Below are 17,312 nucleotides of genomic sequence, written 5' to 3' on the forward strand. Positions count from 1 at the left end.
GCACGCCTGTGTGGATGCGCCGGCGGCCGGCCGAGAAACGACCGGCCGCCGGCACCGCACGACCCGCTCTGGGGGGGATGGAGGGGCGGCGTGCCAGTACCAGGGTGAGGGTGACAGGCAGAACGGGCAAACGGCCGGCACGAACGCTGTTCGCATTGCGTCAGTGGACGAGCGGGCGATCTCGAACGGGCTTCGTGAAAGCGCGACCATGGACGAGACGTTCGCATCTCGGCCAGCGTGGCCCGACCGCGACGTCGGAAGGACGCAACCGATGATCCCGCGCGGAACCGTCGTGTCGGGGCCCTACGCCCCCATCCCATCCTCGGTAACGCGCACCTCCGTTCGGCTCGGCAGCTGGTTCCAGCGCCACGACGGGGTGGCCCGCGCGCTCGCGGCCGTTGCCACGGTCCTCGGTGCGACGTACCTCGTGTGGAGGGTGATCGTGACGTCGACCGGGGTGGACCCCTGGCTGTTCTGGCCGCTACTCGCAGCCGAGGCCGTCGGGTATGCCAGCTTCGTCATCATGGTCGTCGAGACCTGGCGACTGCCCCCGACGCCGCGTCCGCCCGCACTCGACACGACCGTCGACATCGTCATCGCGACCTACAACGAAGAGCTCGACATCGTCGAGCCGACCCTCATCGGGGCGCTCGCCGTGCGCGGTCGCACCACCGTCTACCTCTGCGATGACGGACGTCGCCCCGAGATGCGTGCCCTCACCGAGCGCCTCGGCGCGGTCTACGTCACCCGGCCCGACAACTCTCACGCCAAGGCGGGCAACATCAACGCCGTATTGCCCCGGCTTCAGGGTGAGCTGCTGCTCGTGCTCGATGCCGACCATGTCGCCGCGCCCGACATCCTCGAAGCGATGACCGGCTACTTCGCCGACGATCGTGTGGCGCTCGTGCAGTCCGCACACTCGTTCCGCAATCACAACTCCGTCATGCACCACGAGTCGGGCCGACACGAGCAGTCGCTGTTCTTCGACGTGCTGCTTCCCGGCCGCAACCGCCTGCGATCGGTCTTCTGGTGCGGCTCGGCAGCCGTCATCCGGCTCAGCGCGCTGCGCGAGGTTGGCGGCATCGCGACGGTGACCTCGACGGAGGACTTCGAGACCTCCCTGCTGCTCCAGAAAGCCGGATACACCCTGCTGTACCACAACGAGCATCTGGTCCAGGGGCTCGCGCCGGACAACCTGGCGGCGTACACGGTTCAACGCGCCCGCTGGGCCGAGGGCACGCTCTCCGCCTTCCACTGGCGGCTTCGCATGCCCTTCGGGCGAGGCGTGAGCGCTTCGCAGAAACTCTCGTACGTGGGCACCCTCCTGCACTACCTGACTCCGGTGCAGCGCCTGACGTTTGCCGTCTATGTCGTGCTCGTCGGCGCCTACGGACTCGTTCCCGTCGCGATGCCCGGCATCGAGGGCGTCGCCTTCTGGGCGGCCTGGATGCTCATCGCGGGTCTTACCGCCACCGCGCTGCATCGGGGGGTGACCGGGCGGGTCGAAGGCGTGCGCTCGCTGATGCTGTCGCTCGAGCCGCACCTGCGCGCCCTGCCGGCGCTGATCACCCGGCGCCCGATGCGCTTCCACGTCACCCCGAAGAACGAGCCCGACCTCGGCGGCTGGGAGGCCGTGCGCTTCGTGCGCCTGCCGCTCATCGTCGCCCTCACCCTTCTCGCGGTGCTCGTCGCGCGCGGAGTCGACACGGTGGGGATCGCGCTTGGCGGGCCCGCCGTACTACCGCCGCTATCACTCGGGGCGTTCGCGGTGATCAGCGTCTTCAGCGTGCTCGATATCGCGGTGACGGTGCAGCTGGCGGTGCGCGCGCACCGTCGCCGCCAGCACCGCACACTGTGGCGCTTTCCCGTCTCCTTGCCCGCGCGCGTCGAGGGCCTCGTCGGGCAGTGTGTCGATCTGCACCAGCGCGGCGCTGCCGTGGTGGTCGACCGCGCCGCCGCCGAGTTCGCGACCTCCGTCGAGCTCGAGGTCGAGTGCCGTTCGGTCACCGGTGGGCCCGCGACGGCGCGCGGCGTGTTGACCATCACCTCTCGCGCTGCCGTCGGACCCTCGGGCGCGCGTCTGCGCATCGGCGGACCGGTCGTCTGGCACGACGACGCATCGCGCGACTCTGTGAGCGAGCACTGCTACGTGGTCGAGCCGTACCAGGCCCGCAACCGGGTGTGGACGCGGCGGGCTCCCCGCGTACCGGTGAACCTCACGGCGATAGTCGGGGCGAGCGACTCGACCTGCGTCGACGTCAGCATCGGCGGGGCGGCCTTCCTCACTCGTTCGGCAGAAGTTGCGCTGAACCAGCGGGTGCCGATCGAGCTGATGCTCGACCGCGGAGAGCGCGTGAGCGGCCAGCTCCAGGTTCGCAACGTCACCGCCGTCAGCGGAGGGCTCCTGCGCGTCGGCGGTGTCGCCGACTGGAGTCACACGGCCTGGCTCGCGCGCTACGGGGCTGTCGTGCACACCCCAGGGTCACGGGAGCGCGCACGGTCGCAGTCGCTGCGCAGCTCGAGAGTGCCCGTCAGCGGCCGCTGAGCATCGCCGCTCTGCTTGCCGCCCACGTCGGGAGCTCATCGATCGGCATCGCCTTGGCCGCCCACCACCCCTGGCCGTAGTGCACGCCCAGGTTGCGCAACTGCTCGGCGAGCTCCTCCGTCTCGATCCCCTCCGCCGTCACCGCCAAGCCGAGTGTGTTCGCGATGGACACGATGTCGCGGATGATCGCCGACTGCTGAGCGTCGAGCTGCGGGTCGGGCAGGAAGCTGCGGTCGAGCTTCAGCACGTCGAGCGGCAGCGCGTTCGCCTGCGCGAGACTCGAATACCCGGTGCCGAAGTCGTCAAGGGCAACGCGCACGCCGCGCGCCCGGAGCTTCTCCAGTTGGGTGAGCGCCCCCTCCCCGACGAGCAGCGCGTGCTCCGTCACCTCGACCACGAGAGAGGTCAGGGGGAGACCATTGCGTTCAGCGGCGTTGACCAGGTAGTCGGAGAGCGTCGGAACCGCCAGCTGGGCGGCGTCGAGATTGATCGACACCGCAAGCCCGTCGAGTGCGCCCTCGGCCGCGGCCCGCTCAGTACCCCAGGCCGTCAGCGTTCCGTCGATGATCTGCCACCCGAGCTCGACCGTCAGCCCCGCACGCGCGATCGCGGGCAGGAACTCGTCCGGGCGCACGAGCCCGACTCCGGGCCTGTTCCAGCGCACCAGAGCCTCGCACGCCGCGATCGCCCCCGATTCGAGGTCGATGATCGGCTGCACATGGGTGACGAACTCCCCCGAGCGGAGCGCCGAACGCAGTGCCGACTCCTCGCGCATCGCGTCGAGCAGGTGAGCGTCTCGGTCGGCGATGAAGTACCGCACGGCCGGTCGCGGCTCGGTCGCCTGCGCCGCAGCGAGTGCCGCGGCGGCGCGCTGCACGAGGGCATCCGGCTGCTGGTCTGCCGCCCCGTCGATGACGGCGCCGATCGTCGCCGATACGGCCACCTGCTCACCGACGACCTCGTGCGTGCGCGTCAGCGCGGCCGACAGCGCCGCGACGGCGCGCTCGGCTGCAGCGGTGGTCGCATGGGTTCCGACCACGGCGAACTCGTCGGCGGAAAGCCGGAGGACCTCCCCTCCAGGTCGACTGTGCTGCACAAGGATGCGGGAAACGGCGACGAGTAGACGATCGCCCTCGGCGGCGCCGTAGGCGAGGTTGAAGTCGGCGAATCGATTCATGTCGACGAGAGCGAGAGTGACGACACGCGGTGATCGACTGCGGCGAACCCTGTCGGTCGCGGCGGCCACCGCAGGTTGCAGGTGCTGGCGGTTAGGGAGCTGCGTGAGGGGGTCGAACCGACGAGCCCGGTCAAGCGCCTGCTCCTGGTGGTCACGCACGTGCACGAGGTGCAGGATCTCATTGACGCGATCGATCGCGGCGAGAGCATCCTCATCCTCGATCACGTGGGCATCCCCGTCCGCTGAGGTCCCCGTGGGGGCGGACCGAGAGTCCGCGGCAACGCGCTCGATGCGCGCGGGAGCACCGGGAGTCTCCACGACGCGCACGGTCAAGCCGGGTGCCAGCTCCGCCAGGTCAGCGAGCGCCGTGCTCATGATGGACGGGGTGTCGACGCCCGCTGCCACCGACTGACTCCAGGTTCCTGAGAGGTCGGCGAGGCGCTGACGCAGCTCGAGTCGGCGACGGGCCTGGTCGAGCCGGGCCGTCTCGACCCGCAGCCTCTCGGTGGCTTCGCGGTATGTGGACCGAATGTCAGAGGCGATCCACCCGGCCAGGCCCACCCCGAGCAGGATGATGATGCCCGCGAGGAGGGCCTGGGTCTGCTCGGTGATCGCTCGACGGTTGATGGCCTCGGCCGCACGTGCGCGGGTGATCTCCTGGAAGACCGTGCTGAGTTCGCGCGTGCGCACTTCGAACGCGTCCACGACATCATCGGCTGCGCGGCGCTGATCGACCCGTTGCTCGACGGGGACATCATCGAGCGAACGGACGAGGTCGTCCATCGCGGCAAGACTCGCGCGAAAAGGTTCGTCGGTGAGCTCGTATGTGGTGACCTCAGACGCCGTACGCACCTGCAACCGCTGACCGAGGAGCGCCCGCGCGATCTGCACGTCGCGTGCGGTGGCATCGCCGCGCGACCACCGGTCGAGCTCGATGATGAGCCCGAATGACTCGCGCTGCACGAAGGTCATTGCCGTGCCGTCGGCCTCCTCGCTGTACAGCCCCTGCAGCTCGTCATCGTGGGCCGCGACGGAGATGACCGAGGTCAGGAAGAGTGCCACGACCGCGGCCATGAGCACGGCGAGCAGGCCGTACTGTCGCCGCTTCAGACCGAGAAGTCGCCTGCCCGACACCGTGTTCTCTCCGCCCCCGGATTCCATGTGATCCCCTAGTCGACCACGGCGATCGTGCGGAGGCTCCAGTTCCACGCGTCGAGCAGATCGAAAGCGGGAGAGTCGGCGGCGAACACGATGCGGATCGGCCCGCCCTGGTCCATCGGTATGAGCTCACCATCGCGGAGAACGGCAAGGAGAGCACCGTTCTCAGTCCACTGAGCGACCGTATCGGCGTACCGGTAATCATTGAGGGCAATCGTCTCAATGCGGGCGTCCGCCGCAATGCCGGCGGCGGACAGCAGGTCGGCGAGCGGCACCCCCGTGAAGCTCTGCTGCTCCTCGACGAACGGCTCGACGATGTCGATCTCGACGGTTGCGAGATCCTGCAATTCACCGTAGGTGAAGTCAACGGTCGTGCCGCCCTCGATCGTCAGCACAACCTCATCGGTCGCGGGTGGGTCGACGGCGAAACCGCCGTAGGCGCTCTCGCTCGACGGCTCTGGCGCTGGCTCGGCGTTCGAGGTGCACCCGACGAGTGCCAGGGCGACGACGGTCGTGGCGGCCATGAGGCGGAGGGAGGAAATCATCGGCGTAACTCTCTTCTCGGGTTCGGACGGCGGGAACGGCGGGTCGGGTCAGCCGGGGTCGAGAGCCCGCACGACCGCACTTGCACCCCACGCGCGAAGGGTGTCGTCAGAGATCTCGGCGGAGGGTTCGACGATCACCAGCGGGGCGGCGGCGGTCTCAGCCAGAGCCGCGGCGAGTCGGGCGACCAGGCCGGCGGGGCTGGTACGGGTGAGGTTCAGCACGGCCTCGTGGTCAAGACAGAGAAGGGTCGGGGCGACCTGCGCGATCATCCGCAGGTCGCCGGCGTGTCCGGCACCGATACCACCGAGCGCAACGGTGACGAGACCGAGCGCCCGCAGCTCGTCCGCCACCAGTCGAAGTTCGAGGGACGAGGGCTGGGCATCGACGAGCAGCGTGATGCTGGATGCGGGCTGCCGCTCGCGCAGCGCATCGACGAGCTCAGCCAGGACACCATCGCGGGCCCACCCGCGGCCGCGCGGTTCGAGAACGAGCACAGCGGGGCGCTCGCGGTCGATCCCTCGCAGTGCATCGAGAACCGTGTCGGCCGCCTCCCCAGCGTGGGCCGTGCAGAGCTCTCCGCGCAGCACCACGTGCGCGCCGGCGTCGACGGCATCGCTGAGCGGCACGAGCGGCAGTGCACGTACGGGGGCACGTCCGCGCTCGACCTCTTCAGGAACCGCGCGGCCGTCGAGCGGGTCGCGGACGAGAATACGACCGCCGGCATCCTGCATGGCGATGCCGCCGCCGATGCGCTTGGCTTCGTACATGAGACCGTCGGCGGTCGCGATGATCGATTCGAGGGTCTCGCCCTCCGGCCACAGCGCGACGCCGGCGCTCGCGGCGACGGCCACGACCGCGCCCGACTCGAGCACGAGGTCGTGCGAGACGGCGCCGATGACCCGCTGCGACAGCGACACCACCGAGGCCTCGTCGAGAACCTGTTCGGCGACGATGACGAACTCATCACCGCCGAGTCGGGCAACGAGGTCATGGGGTCGCACTTGGGCGATGAGCCGCTGTGCGGCCCCGACCAGCACCTCGTCTCCAGCACCATGACCGTGCGCATCATTGACGGCCTTGAACCCGTCGAGGTCGAGGTAGACAACGGCTCGCAGCTGAGACCCGGTCGGCCGCTGAGCAGCCAGTTCCTCGAGCCCAGCGCGATTGAGAAGCCCGGTCAACGGGTCGCGCAGGGCTCCGAGCCGCAAGGCGTCGCGCTCCCCTTCCTGCCGGATCAGGGTCGGCAGCAGCGCCGCGCCGGTGCGCAGCGCCTCGATGCCGTCGGGTGAACGGCGCTGGGTCGAATCGACCGCGAAGACCAGACGGAGGTCGAACGGTCCGACCCCGGCGACATCGACAACGATCAGCTCGTCCACACCGGCGGCGGCGAAGTCGTCAGCGATGGCGCGCGTGCAGCGCACCTCTGACACCGGGACGATCGCGGGAGCGGGATACCGTTCCGTCCCCGGGTCGACGGGGTCGACCGGGTCGGTGTGCCGGCGCAAGGGGTCAAGGGCGGAAGGTGCCGCATCGGACACCCGCCAGGGATCGATGACCATACCGCGCTCATCGACCCAGGCAGCGCGCGCAGCCCACCACCCGCGTTGCGCGAGAAAATCATCGAGGAATGCCGCGACGAGCTCGCGCGAGCGGTTCTGGGTCAGGCGGTCACGATACAAGACTGGCCTCCCCCCTGCTGGAACTGCGCACGCGGATACGGCCAGACTGCCAGAGCCGAATCGCCTCGACCCGCGGGTTGGAGTCGCGGCTGGTGTCAAGGCCGAGCACGGCGTACAGACGGACAAGAAGGCTCTCGGCGGCGCGCACCGAGGTGCCGCGCGCCTCGGCGAGGGCCCGCGTCGTCGCGCCAGCGGCGAGCATCCGCAGCACCTGCGCCTGGGCCGCATTGATGATGATGACCGCCTCATCATCGTGCTCTGACGCTTCAAGCTCAGAGCCGGTCATAGCCGCGTGAACAGCATCGACAATCTGGTCGACCGACCGCACCATCGACTTCACGAGGTAGACGACATCCTTCGGCAACAGGTTTCCGTCGGCGACGGCGAGTTCAGGAGACCGGTGGTTCGACAGCACGACGCAGGCGACCCAGGGGCGCTGCCCCCGTACCTCGCTGATGAACGCAGCACCCGACTGTCCGTCGGTGAAGTTGAGATCGCAGATCAGCAGGTGCGGATCGACATCGCCGAGCACAAGTCGCGCCTCGTCGGGCGACGAGGAGACGACAACGTCATGACCATGAAGGCGCAACCCGTCACCGACAAGAGCGGCGATGAGCGCGTCGTCGTCGACGACGAGGATCCGCCAGCAGCTAGGCGAACGATCGGTCATGCGCGGACTCCTCTCGGGTCGCGGTCGAAAGCGGTGTGCAGTGCCGTGAGCAACGCCGACGTGGTGAGCGGCTTGACGAGGAATCCGGAGCATCGCGCGCGCACCTCCTCGGGGATCGATCCGGCATCCTCGCGGCCGCTCATCAGCACGACCGGCTGGGATGCTCCCGTCGCCATCAGCCATCGGACGAGGTCGACACCGTCGCCGTCGGCCATCGTGACATCGCTGAGCACCACATCGACCGGTGGAGCGGCCGCCAGTTGACGCTGCGCCTCGTCGCCGCTGGAGGCGACGACGACGCGATACCCGTGGTCGACGAGCAGCTGGCGCACGAGCCCACGGATCGCCGGTTCGTCATCGACGACGAGCACTGTGCGGCCGTCGCCGCGCGCGGACTCGGCATCGACCGCGATCGGGGTGGAAGGCGCCGCCACCTCATCGACCGGCAGCGTGAGCGTGAATCGCGAGCCCGTGCGACCGTCACTGTCGACGTCGATCGAGCCGCCGTGGGCGCGGATGATCGCCGCGACCATGGGCAGGCCGAGCCCGGTGCCCTTGCCGACGGGTTTGGTGGTGAAGAACGGCTCCCACAGGCGGGCCATGACGTCGGGGCTCATGCCGTGCCCGGTGTCGACGATATCGACGACCAGAGAGCGGCCGCTGGCGTCCTCCCGCGGTTCGAGGCGCGCATCCACCATGATCGTGCCGGGCGCCGTGATGGCATCGTTGGCGTTGCTGATCAGATTCGCGAGAACCTGCAGAAGCTGCGTGGCGTCACCGATGACGACGGTGCCCGCGGGCGGAGGCGTGACCGTGAGCGCGACGCCGTCGGCAAGGGTCTCGCCAACCATGCGCTCGAGCTCGGCAAGGAGCGCCACGACGTCGACGCGGTCGGTGCCGCTCTCGACCCCGCGCGCGAAGGTGAGCACCTGCCGCACCATCCCCGCCCCGCGCCGGGCGGCCGTCTCGATCATCTCGGCAGTGTCTGCCTCGGGGCTGCCCGCCAGCGTCTGCCGGAGCAGCTGCGCCGCCAGGGTGATGGGCGTCAGCACGTTGTTCAGGTCGTGCGCGATACCGCCGGCGAAGGTGCCGAGCGACTCGAGGCGCTCCGCCCGACGCAGGGCCTCCTCACGAGCGAGCTCCTCAGTGACGTCGACGCTCACCGACAGGATCGACTCCGGCGCACCGGACTCGTCGCGCATGAGCTGCCAACGCGAGGCGATGATGAGATCGCGGCCGTCGTGGGTTCGCACCGCGATGTGGCCGGACCAGTGACCATGGGCGAGGACGGCCTCGGTCGCCTGCGCGCGCCGTTCGCGATCGACGTTGAGCAGCTGGTCTGCAGTGGCGCCGATCACGGTGTCGGCATCCCAGCCGTAGAGAGCGATCGCGCCAGCATTGGCGTAGCGGATGCGGTGCTCGAGATCGCGCACGATGATGGCATCCCTCGAGATGTCGAGAAGTCCACCCAGGGTGGCCAGCTCCTCCTGCGCCTTCTCGTAGGCCTGCCGCGCCAGCTCGGTCTCCGTGATATCGCGCAGGTGCACGGCGAGGCCCTGGCCGGTCGGGTACGCCGTGACGTCGATCCAGATGCCGCGCTCGGCCCACCAGCCCCGCGCCTGCACGGTCGACGACTGTTCGACCGCATCGCGGAACGGTCGCTCGAACTCGCTCCCGACGATCTCGGGCATCACGGTCCACAGCGACTCGCCGATGATGGCGGCGCGGTCGCGGCCGACAAACTCGACCATCCGGTCGTTGACGAAGCTCACGTGCCATTGCTCATCGATGACCGCGAAGCCGTCGGTCATGGCGTTGACCGTGCTCGACAGCAGCTCCTCGACGGCGACGCGCTGCCGCTGCTCGACGACAACCGCAGTCACATCGTGCGCGGCACCGCTCATGACGCGGTTTCCGTCGGGCGAGCTGGAGGAGACGCGTCCGACGAGCCGCAGGTGACGTTCGGTGCCCGTGGAGGCACCGCCGGGGAGCAATGGGCCCGCTGCAGGGGTGCGTCCTCTTTCCAGGACGAGCGCAACCGTGATGTCGAGGGTGCGCTGCTCCCGGGCGCACCGCTCCAGCGAGCGCGCCAGGCGGGCTGCGTCCGCCCTGTTGAGCATGGCCGTGAGTGAGACGAGATCATGCGGTGTGCGCCCGCGCAGTTCAGGAAGCTCCCCGGACCAGCCGAGTGCACCGGTCGCGAGGTCCAGTGTCCAGCCCACCACTCCGGCGACCCGGCTCGCGAGTTCCAACAGGGCAGTGTCGCGCTGGCGGTCGCGCTCGGCCTCGGATGCTTCGCTGAGGTTCTGCGTGATAACGAGGGCCCCGACGACGGTGCGATCGTCGTCGAAGAGCGGCACGAAGGTGATCGCGAGGTCACACGGCTCGCCCGAGCGCTTGATGCCGTCGGCACGCGCCCGCACCCCGTCGCCCGCGAGCATGTCGTCGATCGCTGCCCGGATTCGGCGACGTTGGGCAGGCACGACGACATCGACCATCGGTCGGCCGAGGAGCTCACTCCGGCTGTATCCGGTTCGACGGCTGAGCGCGAGGTTGCCGTCGACAATGACGCCCTCGGCATCGATGACCATGACGCCGTCGTCTTGGCTGTCGGCGAGGAAGCTATCGAGCCGGGCAGCGTGCAGTGCACGGAAGACGGGATGCGAATCGCCGCCATCGGTCAGCGCGTGCCACTTCTCGTAGGCGAGCGGCATCATGGCTGTGCTTCACGCTCGGGAGAGTGGTTGGTCACGGTGCGTCGACTCCGGGTTCGGGTAGGTGAGCTGTCCGTCGCGAGGTGCTCCGGTTCTCCAGTGTGCGCTTTGCGTCAATGTTCGCCAAATGGGGGACATGGAGGGATGTACGCATTGCGACAACTGCCCGTGATGTTTCACCTTTCGGGGGCGAACGATCCCCCGGCTACGCTGGCGCCATGACAGTCGACGGGGCCGCTGCCGACCGGCCGTGGATGCGCGCCGCCCGCGCGGCGGGACTGCTCGACGACGACGACACCGCGCGGCCGACGATCTTCGCCGAGATGTCGGCGCTGGCCGCCGAGCACGGCGCCATCAACCTCGGCCAGGGATTCCCCGACGATGGTGCGCCCGCCGCCGTGCTCGAGGCCGCGGTCGCGGCGATCGAGGCCGGCGTCAACCAGTACCCTCCGGGGCGCGGCATCGCCGACCTGCGCCACGCGATCGCGGAGCACCAGCAGCGCTTCTACGGCCTGACCCTCGACCCCGAGCGCGAGGTGCTGGTCACCGCTGGCGCGACCGAGGCGCTCGCGGCGAGCCTCCTCGCCCTCGCCGGCCCCGGCGACGACGTCGTCACGCTCGAACCGTTCTACGACGCCTACGCGGCCGTCACCGGGCTCGCCGGCGCTCGGCACGTCACGATCCCGCTGAGCGAGCCCGGATTCCAGCCCAGCGCCACCGCGATCGACGCGGCCATCACCGACCGCACGCGCGTCATCGTGCTGAACTCGCCGCACAACCCGACCGGCTCGATACTCGCCGCCGAGCACGTCGAGCGCATCATCGCTCTCGCCGCCCGCCACGACGCGGTCATCGTCAGCGACGAGGTCTACGAGCACCTCGTCTACGACGGTGGCCGCCACGTGCCCGTCGCGACCTATCCGGGGGCCGCTGACCGTACCCTGACGATCTCGAGCGCTGCCAAGACCTTCGCCGTCACCGGTTGGAAGATCGGCTGGGTCACGGGTCCGGCCGCGCTCATCGAGGCGGTCATCGGCGTCAAGCAGTGGCTCACCTACGTGAACGGTGCGCCGTTCCAGGGCGCGGTCGCGACCGGCCTCCGGATGCCCGACGACACCTTCGCCGCCCTGCAGGCCACCCTGCAGCACCGGCGCGACCTGCTCGCCGCCGGGCTCGTCGACGCCGGCTTCACCATCAGCCCGACCGCGGGCTCGTACTTCATCGTCGCCGAGCCGCCAGCCGCTCTCGGGCTGGGCGACGCCGCGTCGAGCGCGCGGGCGCTCGCGGCCGACCCCGGGGTCGTGTCGATCCCGCTCAGCGCCTTCGGCCGCCCGGGCGGGCCGGTCAGCCCCACCGCACTGCGGTTCGCGTTCTGCAAGCCCGAAGCCTCGATCGCCGAGGCGGCGCGGCGGCTGCAGCAGCACCGCCGCTAGGCAGGCGCGCCCGGTTCGACTCGGAACCGCCGCAGCCGCAGGGCCGGGTTGACCCCGCGGACCTCGTCGAGATGCTCGCGGCTCAGCACGGCCACGACGGCGTCGGTCTCGTCGTCGAGTGCCGCGAGCAGCTCGCCGCGAGCATCCACGATCATGCTCGCCCCGACGCCGACGGGCGGCGGGTGGTCGGCAGCGGCCAGATACACCGTGTTCTCGATCGCGCGCGCGGTGACGAGGGTGCGCCAGGCGTGCCGCTTGTGCGGACCCGCCACCCACTCGCTCGGCACCAGCACGAGCTCGACCCCGGCATCGACCAGGCGGCGGGTCACCTCGGGGAACCGCAGGTCGTAGCAGGTCTGGATGCCCACGCGCAGACCCTGGGGCCCGAGCGCGAACAGCTGCGGCGGTTCGATCGCTCCCGGCTCGGCCCACGCCGACTCGGTCGCGCCGAACGCGTCGTACAGGTGCAGCTTGCGCGAGACGGCGAGCAGCCCACCATCGGGCCCGACGGCCGCGATCGTGTTGCGGAACCGGTCGTCGCGGGTGCCGACCTCGATGAACCCCGCCACGATGATCGCGCCGACCTCGGCCGCGATGTCCCCCAGCCCGGCGACGAAGCCGCCGTCGAGCGGCTCGGCCGCGGCGAGCCAGTCGGCGCCCATCGTCGGCGTGAAGTACGACGCGTACTCGGGGAACACGACGAGGTCGGCGCCCTGCTCGACGGCGCGGAGGGCGAGGGCGCGCATCCCGGCCAGGTTCGCGGTGCGATCGGCGCCCGGCGCGAACTGGGCGACGGCGACGGATGCGGAGCTCACGCCTCCCAGCGTACGCCGCGGCCCCTCCGCCACACTGAGGGCATGACCGCCGACACCTCCGCCGCTGGCGCGACCTGGCCGCAGCGCATCGCGCGCTGGCTGCTCGGCGCGGCCCTGCTGTTCGCCGGCACCAGCCACCTCACGGTCGCCCGGGCCGAGTTCCTGGCCCAGGTGCCGCCGTGGCTCCCGGTCGATCCCGATCTCGTGGTCGTGGCCTCGGGCGTGGTGGAGATCGCGCTCGGCCTGGCCCTGCTGATCGCGCGGGGGCGGGCCCGAGTCTGGGTCGGCTGGGCAGTGGCGCTGTTCTTCCTCGCGATCTTCCCCGGCAACATCGCCCAGTTCACCGAGGGCCGCGACGGGTTCGGGCTCGACACCGACCTGGCCCGGGGCATCCGCCTGCTGTTCCAGCCGGTGCTCGTCGCCTGGGCGCTGTGGTCGACGGGCGCGTGGCGGGCATGGCGCGAGTCGCGCACGCGCCGCGCGCGGCCGGAATGACCGCTCTGCCACGATAGGCACATGGTCGCCTCGCTCATCGTCCTCGGCTCTGCCAACACCGACTACACCGTGCTCGTCGACCGGCACCCGCTGCCCGGCGAGACGCTGCTCGGCGACGAGCTCGTCGTGGCGACCGGGGGCAAGGGAGCCAATCAAGCACTGGCCGCGGCCCGCTCGGGCGCGATGCCGGTCTTCCTCGGCGCGGTCGGCGCCGACGGCAACGGTCGGCAGCTGCTCGACGCCCTCGGCTCGGGCGGCGTCGACGTCTCCAGCGTCGCAGTCGTCGACGATGCCCCCACCGGCATCGCCCTCATCACCGTCTCGCGCGACGGCGAGAACACGATCGTCGTCGCCGCCGGGGCGAACGGCCGCGTCAACGCGCACGAGGTCGAGGCCGACATCCGCGCGGTCGGCGGCACGGGCACCGTGCTGCTCGCCCAGCTGGAGATCCCTCTCGCCGCCGTGCGCATCGGTGCCGAGACGATCGCCGAGCTCGGGGGCCGCACCGTGCTCAACCTCTCCCCCAGCCGCGCGGTGCCCGACGAGCTGCTGGCGCTGTGCGATCCGCTCGTCGTCAACGAGGCGGAGGCGCACGACCTCACCGGCCTGCCCGTCGGCTCGGTCGACGAGGCGCGCGCCGCCGCGACCGCGCTACGCGAGCGCTGCCGCAGCGTCGTCATCACCCTCGGCGGTGACGGCGCCGTCTGGGCCGATCAGACGGATGCGGGGCACCAGGCCGCGCCCCGCGTCACGGTGGTCGACACCACCGGGGCCGGCGACGCCTTCGCCGGCGCCCTCGCCGCGGCCCTCGCCGACGGCGAGAGCCTCTCAGCAGCGGTCGAGCGCGGCGTGGCCGCCGGGGCCGCCGCGGTGCAGTGGCTCGGCGCACAGCCGCCGCGCGACTGACCCCGCCGCTCAGCGAAGGCCCTTCGGCCCTGCCGCCCGCGAGCGTGCGGGTGCTACCGTGACGCAACCCGTCGGGAGCATCCGGCGCACGAAGGAGTGACGGCATGGCGAAGAAGGTCTACACCCCCGAGCAGCAGATCGACCGGCTGCGCATCTACAACATCGTCGCGGGCAGCCTGCACCTGCTGCAGGCCATCGGCTTCGCGGTGATCCTGACGATGCTCAGCACCCAGGTGCTGTTCGCGGTCACCGCCGACTACCTCGCCGGCCCTCCCGGGGTGCCGCTGCCGCCCGAGCGCGTCACGCTGTTCGAGGTGAACATCGGCGTCGGCGTCGTCGCCTTCCTCGCGCTGAGCGCCTTCTTCCACTTCCTGATCTCGAGCCCGTGGTTCTACCCGCGCTACAAGAACGGGCTGCTGGCCAACCGCAACTACTTCCGCTGGACGGAGTACGCGCTCAGCTCGTCGATCATGATCTGGCTGATCCTCGCCATCAACGGCGTCACCGACGTCGGCGCGCTCATGGCCGTGTTCGCCGTCAACGCGGCGATGATCCTGTTCGGTGCGCTGCAGGAGAAGTACGAGCAGCCCGGCTCGGGCGGCCTGCTGCCGTTCATCTTCGGGTCGATGGTGGGCCTCGTGCCCTGGCTCGTGATCCTCGTCTACTTCCTGCGCATCGGCAGCGAGAGCGAGGTCGAGACCCCGGGCTTCGTCATCGGCATCGTCATCTCGCTCTTCGTGTTCTTCAACACCTTCGCCATCAACCAGTGGCTGCAGTACAAGCAGGTCGGCAAGTGGAAGAGCTACCTGCAGGGCGAGCGCAGCTACATCACGCTGAGCCTCGTGGCGAAGACGGCGCTGGCCTGGCAGGTGTTCTCGGGCGCGATCATCCCGGCGATCGCCAGCTGACGCGGCGGCCGGAGGAGAGGGGCATCCGACGATGATCACGCATCACCCGCACCGACCGGTGATGCTCGCCCTCGCGAGCGGACTCATGACCATCGGGCTGCTGGCCGGATGCTCGCCGGCGGCCCCCGCCCCGAGCGCGTCGCCCGTGGCCTCGCCGGAGCCGACGACGGCGAGCGCGACACCGAGCGCGAGCCCCACGCCCAGCGCGCCGGAAGTCGACCCGGCGGCGGTCGCGGCCGCCCGCGAGTCGCTCGCCGCCAGCATCTCCAGCGGCAACACGGCCGCGCTGGCCAGCTGGGCGACCGACCCGATCCGGGTCGTCATCGCCGCCTCCAGCTTCTCGGAGGACCTCTCGCCCGACGACGCGGCCCTGCAGGCGGACTACATCGTCGATCTGACGGCGACCTGGGACTTCGCGCTGCCCGAGGCGACGATCGACCAGTACCGGGCGGGCGACTACGCCGCCTACTTCCCCGCGGACGTCCTGGTGGGGCGCTCGAGCACGGGGGGCGTGGTCGCGTTCACCCTGACGGGCGACCACGCGAGCACGATGTTCATGTGCATCGACGAGATGCTGCTGCTGTAGCAGAACCGCTGTTCGCGCGGCCCTGCTGTCGTGCGCACTCTGTTTCGCGAGCGGTGCTGCCTCCGCATCCGACGGAGGTGGTCGATGCCCTGAGCCAACCCGAATGGCTCGGGGCATCGACCGTGCCGGGCGGCGTGCTCTCACTGACCTGAAGGGGGGCGTTCGCACGCCGGGGCGGGTCCCCGAACCCGGCCCCTCCATGGTCGCTCTCGCTGGTCTTGCCAGCAACCGAGCGGAACCCCGGGGATTCGCTCTGCGAACATGACCGCCGGCGATGGCGCACGGGGAACGGCCGCGGAAACGGCGAAGGCCCGGTCTGACGACCGGGCCTTCGCTCACCGGATGACCGGCGACTGGTTGCGGGGGCAGTGTCTAGTTTCAGGACATAGGAAACCCCTGTCTCACGACATAGGAAACATCCCGACACCCTCAAGGACGTGTCCAAAGCGCGCCTGATCATCACCGCCATCACCATCCAGGGCCTGTCGCAAGCCGAAGCAGCCCGCACCTACGGCGTCTCACCCGGATGGGTGTCAAAACTCATGGCCCGCTGGCGCATCGACGGCGACGCGGCGCTGGAGCCGCGCTCCCGCCGCCCCCGCACCACCCCGAACGCGATCCCTCCGACCACTGTTGAGCTGATCGTGCAGCTGCGCGAGCAGCTCACGCGGAAAGGTCTCGACGCCGGCGCCCACACCATCGCCTGGCACCTGCACCACCACCACGACACGGTCGTATCGCCGGCGACGATCTGGCGCACCCTGAAACGGCAAGGCCTCATCGAGCCCGAACCGAAGAAACGCCCCAAGTCCTCCTATGTCCGCTTCGAAGCCGCGCTGCCCAACGAACGCTGGCAGTCCGACGTCACCCACTATCGTCTCGACGGCGACGGCGACGGCGACGGCGCGAACGCCGAGATCCTGACCTGGCTGGATGACTGCACCCGCCTCGCCCTCTCGGTGACCGCCCACCAGGCGGTCACCACCCCGATCGTGGTCACCACCTTCCGAGCTGCCGCCGAAAAGCACGGCGATCCCGCGTCAACGCTGACCGACAACGGCATGATCTTCACCGTCAAGCACTCCGGATACGGGCGCCGAGGAGGCCGCAACGCCTTCGAAACGGAACTGCGCAACCGGAACATCGTGCAGAAGAACGGCTCCCCCTCGCACCCGCAAACGCAGGGCAAGGTCGAACGGTTCCAGCAGACGATGAAGAACTGGCTCCGAGCGCAGACCCCGCAACCGGCGACGCTTCAGCAGCTGCAACAGCTGCTGGATGAGTTCGTCGAGGAATACAACTTTCGCCGCCCGCATCGGTCCCTGCCCCACCACGCGACCCCCGCAGCCCGCTACCAAGCCTTACCGAAAGCCTCCCCGACCCCCGGCGCACGAGACGCCGACCACCACACGCGCATCCGCCACGACCGCATCGACAAGACCGGCTGCATCACCCTGCGCATCGCCAGCAGACTGCACCACATCGGCATCGGACGAACCCACACCGGAACCCACGTTCTCGTGCTCGTCAACGACCTCGACGTCACCGTGATCAACGCCGCAACCGGCGAGCTGCTGCGCGAGCTCACCATCGACACCAGCCGCGACTATCAGCCCACCGGACGACCGAAAGGCCCCCAGAAACGAAGGAAACCCCCGAACCAATAGGTTCGAGGGTTTC

Annotated in this window: 13 protein-coding genes; 7 read left to right on the top strand and 6 right to left on the bottom strand. The window is 69.9% G+C overall.

The features are described from left to right. Window positions 1-271: 271 nt before the first annotated feature. Complete coding sequence (locus BJ959_RS04390; protein ID WP_165879030.1) at window positions 272-2,545, top strand: glycosyltransferase family 2 protein; 2,274 nt, start codon at window positions 272-274, stop codon at window positions 2,543-2,545. Here the strand turns inward: BJ959_RS04390 and BJ959_RS04395 are convergent. The 5 genes from BJ959_RS04395 to BJ959_RS04415 form a co-directional block, all read right to left on the bottom strand. Next, window positions 2,532-4,883 (bottom strand): putative bifunctional diguanylate cyclase/phosphodiesterase, encoded by a 2,352-nt coding sequence (locus BJ959_RS04395; protein WP_153981563.1) that lies wholly within the window; start codon window positions 4,881-4,883, stop codon window positions 2,532-2,534. The genes BJ959_RS04390 and BJ959_RS04395 overlap by 14 nt on opposite strands. Window positions 4,884-4,891: 8 nt before the next feature. Continuing rightward, the gene (locus tag BJ959_RS04400) at window positions 4,892-5,425 is read right to left on the bottom strand and encodes a molybdopterin-dependent oxidoreductase (protein WP_153981562.1); all 534 of its coding nucleotides are present in this window, start codon (window positions 5,423-5,425) and stop codon (window positions 4,892-4,894) included. A 48-nt stretch (window positions 5,426-5,473) separates the two neighbouring features. After that, window positions 5,474-6,985: a GGDEF domain-containing protein gene (locus BJ959_RS04405; protein ID WP_165879029.1), complete on the bottom strand. Its 1,512-nt coding sequence runs from the start codon at window positions 6,983-6,985 to the stop codon at window positions 5,474-5,476. Window positions 6,986-7,094: 109 nt separating this feature from the next. Beyond that, on the bottom strand, window positions 7,095-7,775 hold the full coding sequence (locus tag BJ959_RS04410; RefSeq protein WP_165879028.1) for a response regulator: 681 nt from the start codon (window positions 7,773-7,775) through the stop codon (window positions 7,095-7,097). Then, window positions 7,772-10,492 carry a PAS domain-containing hybrid sensor histidine kinase/response regulator gene (locus BJ959_RS04415; RefSeq protein ID WP_153981559.1) on the bottom strand — a complete coding sequence of 907 codons (2,721 nt, stop codon included), beginning with the start codon at window positions 10,490-10,492 and terminating at the stop codon, window positions 7,772-7,774. Before BJ959_RS04415 ends, BJ959_RS04410 begins: the two co-directional genes overlap by 4 nt. A gap of 215 nt (window positions 10,493-10,707) precedes the next feature. Here BJ959_RS04415 and BJ959_RS04420 point away from each other — a divergent pair, with 215 nt between their 5' ends. Further along, the gene (locus BJ959_RS04420) at window positions 10,708-11,922 is read left to right on the top strand and encodes an aminotransferase class I/II-fold pyridoxal phosphate-dependent enzyme (protein WP_153981558.1); all 1,215 of its coding nucleotides are present in this window, start codon (window positions 10,708-10,710) and stop codon (window positions 11,920-11,922) included. On the opposite strand, the gene BJ959_RS04425 is transcribed toward BJ959_RS04420, so the two are convergent. Further along, window positions 11,919-12,737: a nitrilase-related carbon-nitrogen hydrolase gene (locus BJ959_RS04425; RefSeq protein WP_153981557.1), complete on the bottom strand. Its 819-nt coding sequence runs from the start codon at window positions 12,735-12,737 to the stop codon at window positions 11,919-11,921. The two genes, BJ959_RS04420 and BJ959_RS04425, sit on opposite strands and share 4 nt — an antisense overlap. A gap of 42 nt (window positions 12,738-12,779) precedes the next feature. Here BJ959_RS04425 and BJ959_RS04430 point away from each other — a divergent pair, with 42 nt between their 5' ends. The 5 genes from BJ959_RS04430 to BJ959_RS04450 all read left to right on the top strand — a co-directional run bounded on the left by BJ959_RS04430 (window position 12,780) and on the right by BJ959_RS04450 (window position 17,299). Then, window positions 12,780-13,232 carry a DoxX family protein gene (locus BJ959_RS04430; RefSeq protein WP_153981556.1) on the top strand — a complete coding sequence of 151 codons (453 nt, stop codon included), beginning with the start codon at window positions 12,780-12,782 and terminating at the stop codon, window positions 13,230-13,232. Between the two features lie 21 nt (window positions 13,233-13,253). Then, window positions 13,254-14,138, top strand: coding sequence for a ribokinase (locus BJ959_RS04435; protein ID WP_153981555.1), 885 nt, complete (start codon window positions 13,254-13,256; stop codon window positions 14,136-14,138). A gap of 104 nt (window positions 14,139-14,242) precedes the next feature. Then, the gene (gene heR, locus BJ959_RS04440) at window positions 14,243-15,046 is read left to right on the top strand and encodes a heliorhodopsin HeR (protein ID WP_153981554.1); all 804 of its coding nucleotides are present in this window, start codon (window positions 14,243-14,245) and stop codon (window positions 15,044-15,046) included. Window positions 15,047-15,077: 31 nt separating this feature from the next. Beyond that, window positions 15,078-15,632: a hypothetical protein gene (locus BJ959_RS04445; RefSeq protein ID WP_153981553.1), complete on the top strand. Its 555-nt coding sequence runs from the start codon at window positions 15,078-15,080 to the stop codon at window positions 15,630-15,632. A gap of 437 nt (window positions 15,633-16,069) precedes the next feature. Next, on the top strand, window positions 16,070-17,299 hold the full coding sequence (locus BJ959_RS04450; protein WP_183321872.1) for an IS481 family transposase: 1,230 nt from the start codon (window positions 16,070-16,072) through the stop codon (window positions 17,297-17,299). Window positions 17,300-17,312: the final 13 nt, after the last annotated feature.

This window comes from Microcella frigidaquae (genome assembly GCF_014200395.1).
In the GTDB taxonomy this organism is placed as follows: domain Bacteria; phylum Actinomycetota; class Actinomycetes; order Actinomycetales; family Microbacteriaceae; genus Microcella; species Microcella frigidaquae.

Excerpts from the sequence above, each read along its gene's own strand:
- BJ959_RS04435 (WP_153981555.1), top strand. The coding sequence starts at position 13,254 with ATGGTCGCCTCGCTCATCGTCCTCGGCTCTGCCAACACCGACTACACC.
- BJ959_RS04415 (WP_153981559.1), bottom strand. The coding sequence starts at position 10,492 with ATGATGCCGCTCGCCTACGAGAAGTGGCACGCGCTGACCGATGGCGGC.
- BJ959_RS04390 (WP_165879030.1), top strand. The coding sequence starts at position 272 with ATGATCCCGCGCGGAACCGTCGTGTCGGGGCCCTACGCCCCCATCCCA.
- BJ959_RS04395 (WP_153981563.1), bottom strand. The coding sequence starts at position 4,883 with ATGGAATCCGGGGGCGGAGAGAACACGGTGTCGGGCAGGCGACTTCTC.
- BJ959_RS04410 (WP_165879028.1), bottom strand. The coding sequence starts at position 7,775 with ATGACCGATCGTTCGCCTAGCTGCTGGCGGATCCTCGTCGTCGACGAC.
- BJ959_RS04430 (WP_153981556.1), top strand. The coding sequence starts at position 12,780 with ATGACCGCCGACACCTCCGCCGCTGGCGCGACCTGGCCGCAGCGCATC.
- BJ959_RS04400 (WP_153981562.1), bottom strand. The coding sequence starts at position 5,425 with ATGATTTCCTCCCTCCGCCTCATGGCCGCCACGACCGTCGTCGCCCTG.
- BJ959_RS04445 (WP_153981553.1), top strand. The coding sequence starts at position 15,078 with ATGATCACGCATCACCCGCACCGACCGGTGATGCTCGCCCTCGCGAGC.
- BJ959_RS04420 (WP_153981558.1), top strand. The coding sequence starts at position 10,708 with ATGACAGTCGACGGGGCCGCTGCCGACCGGCCGTGGATGCGCGCCGCC.
- BJ959_RS04405 (WP_165879029.1), bottom strand. The coding sequence starts at position 6,985 with ATGGTCATCGATCCCTGGCGGGTGTCCGATGCGGCACCTTCCGCCCTT.
- heR (WP_153981554.1), top strand. The coding sequence starts at position 14,243 with ATGGCGAAGAAGGTCTACACCCCCGAGCAGCAGATCGACCGGCTGCGC.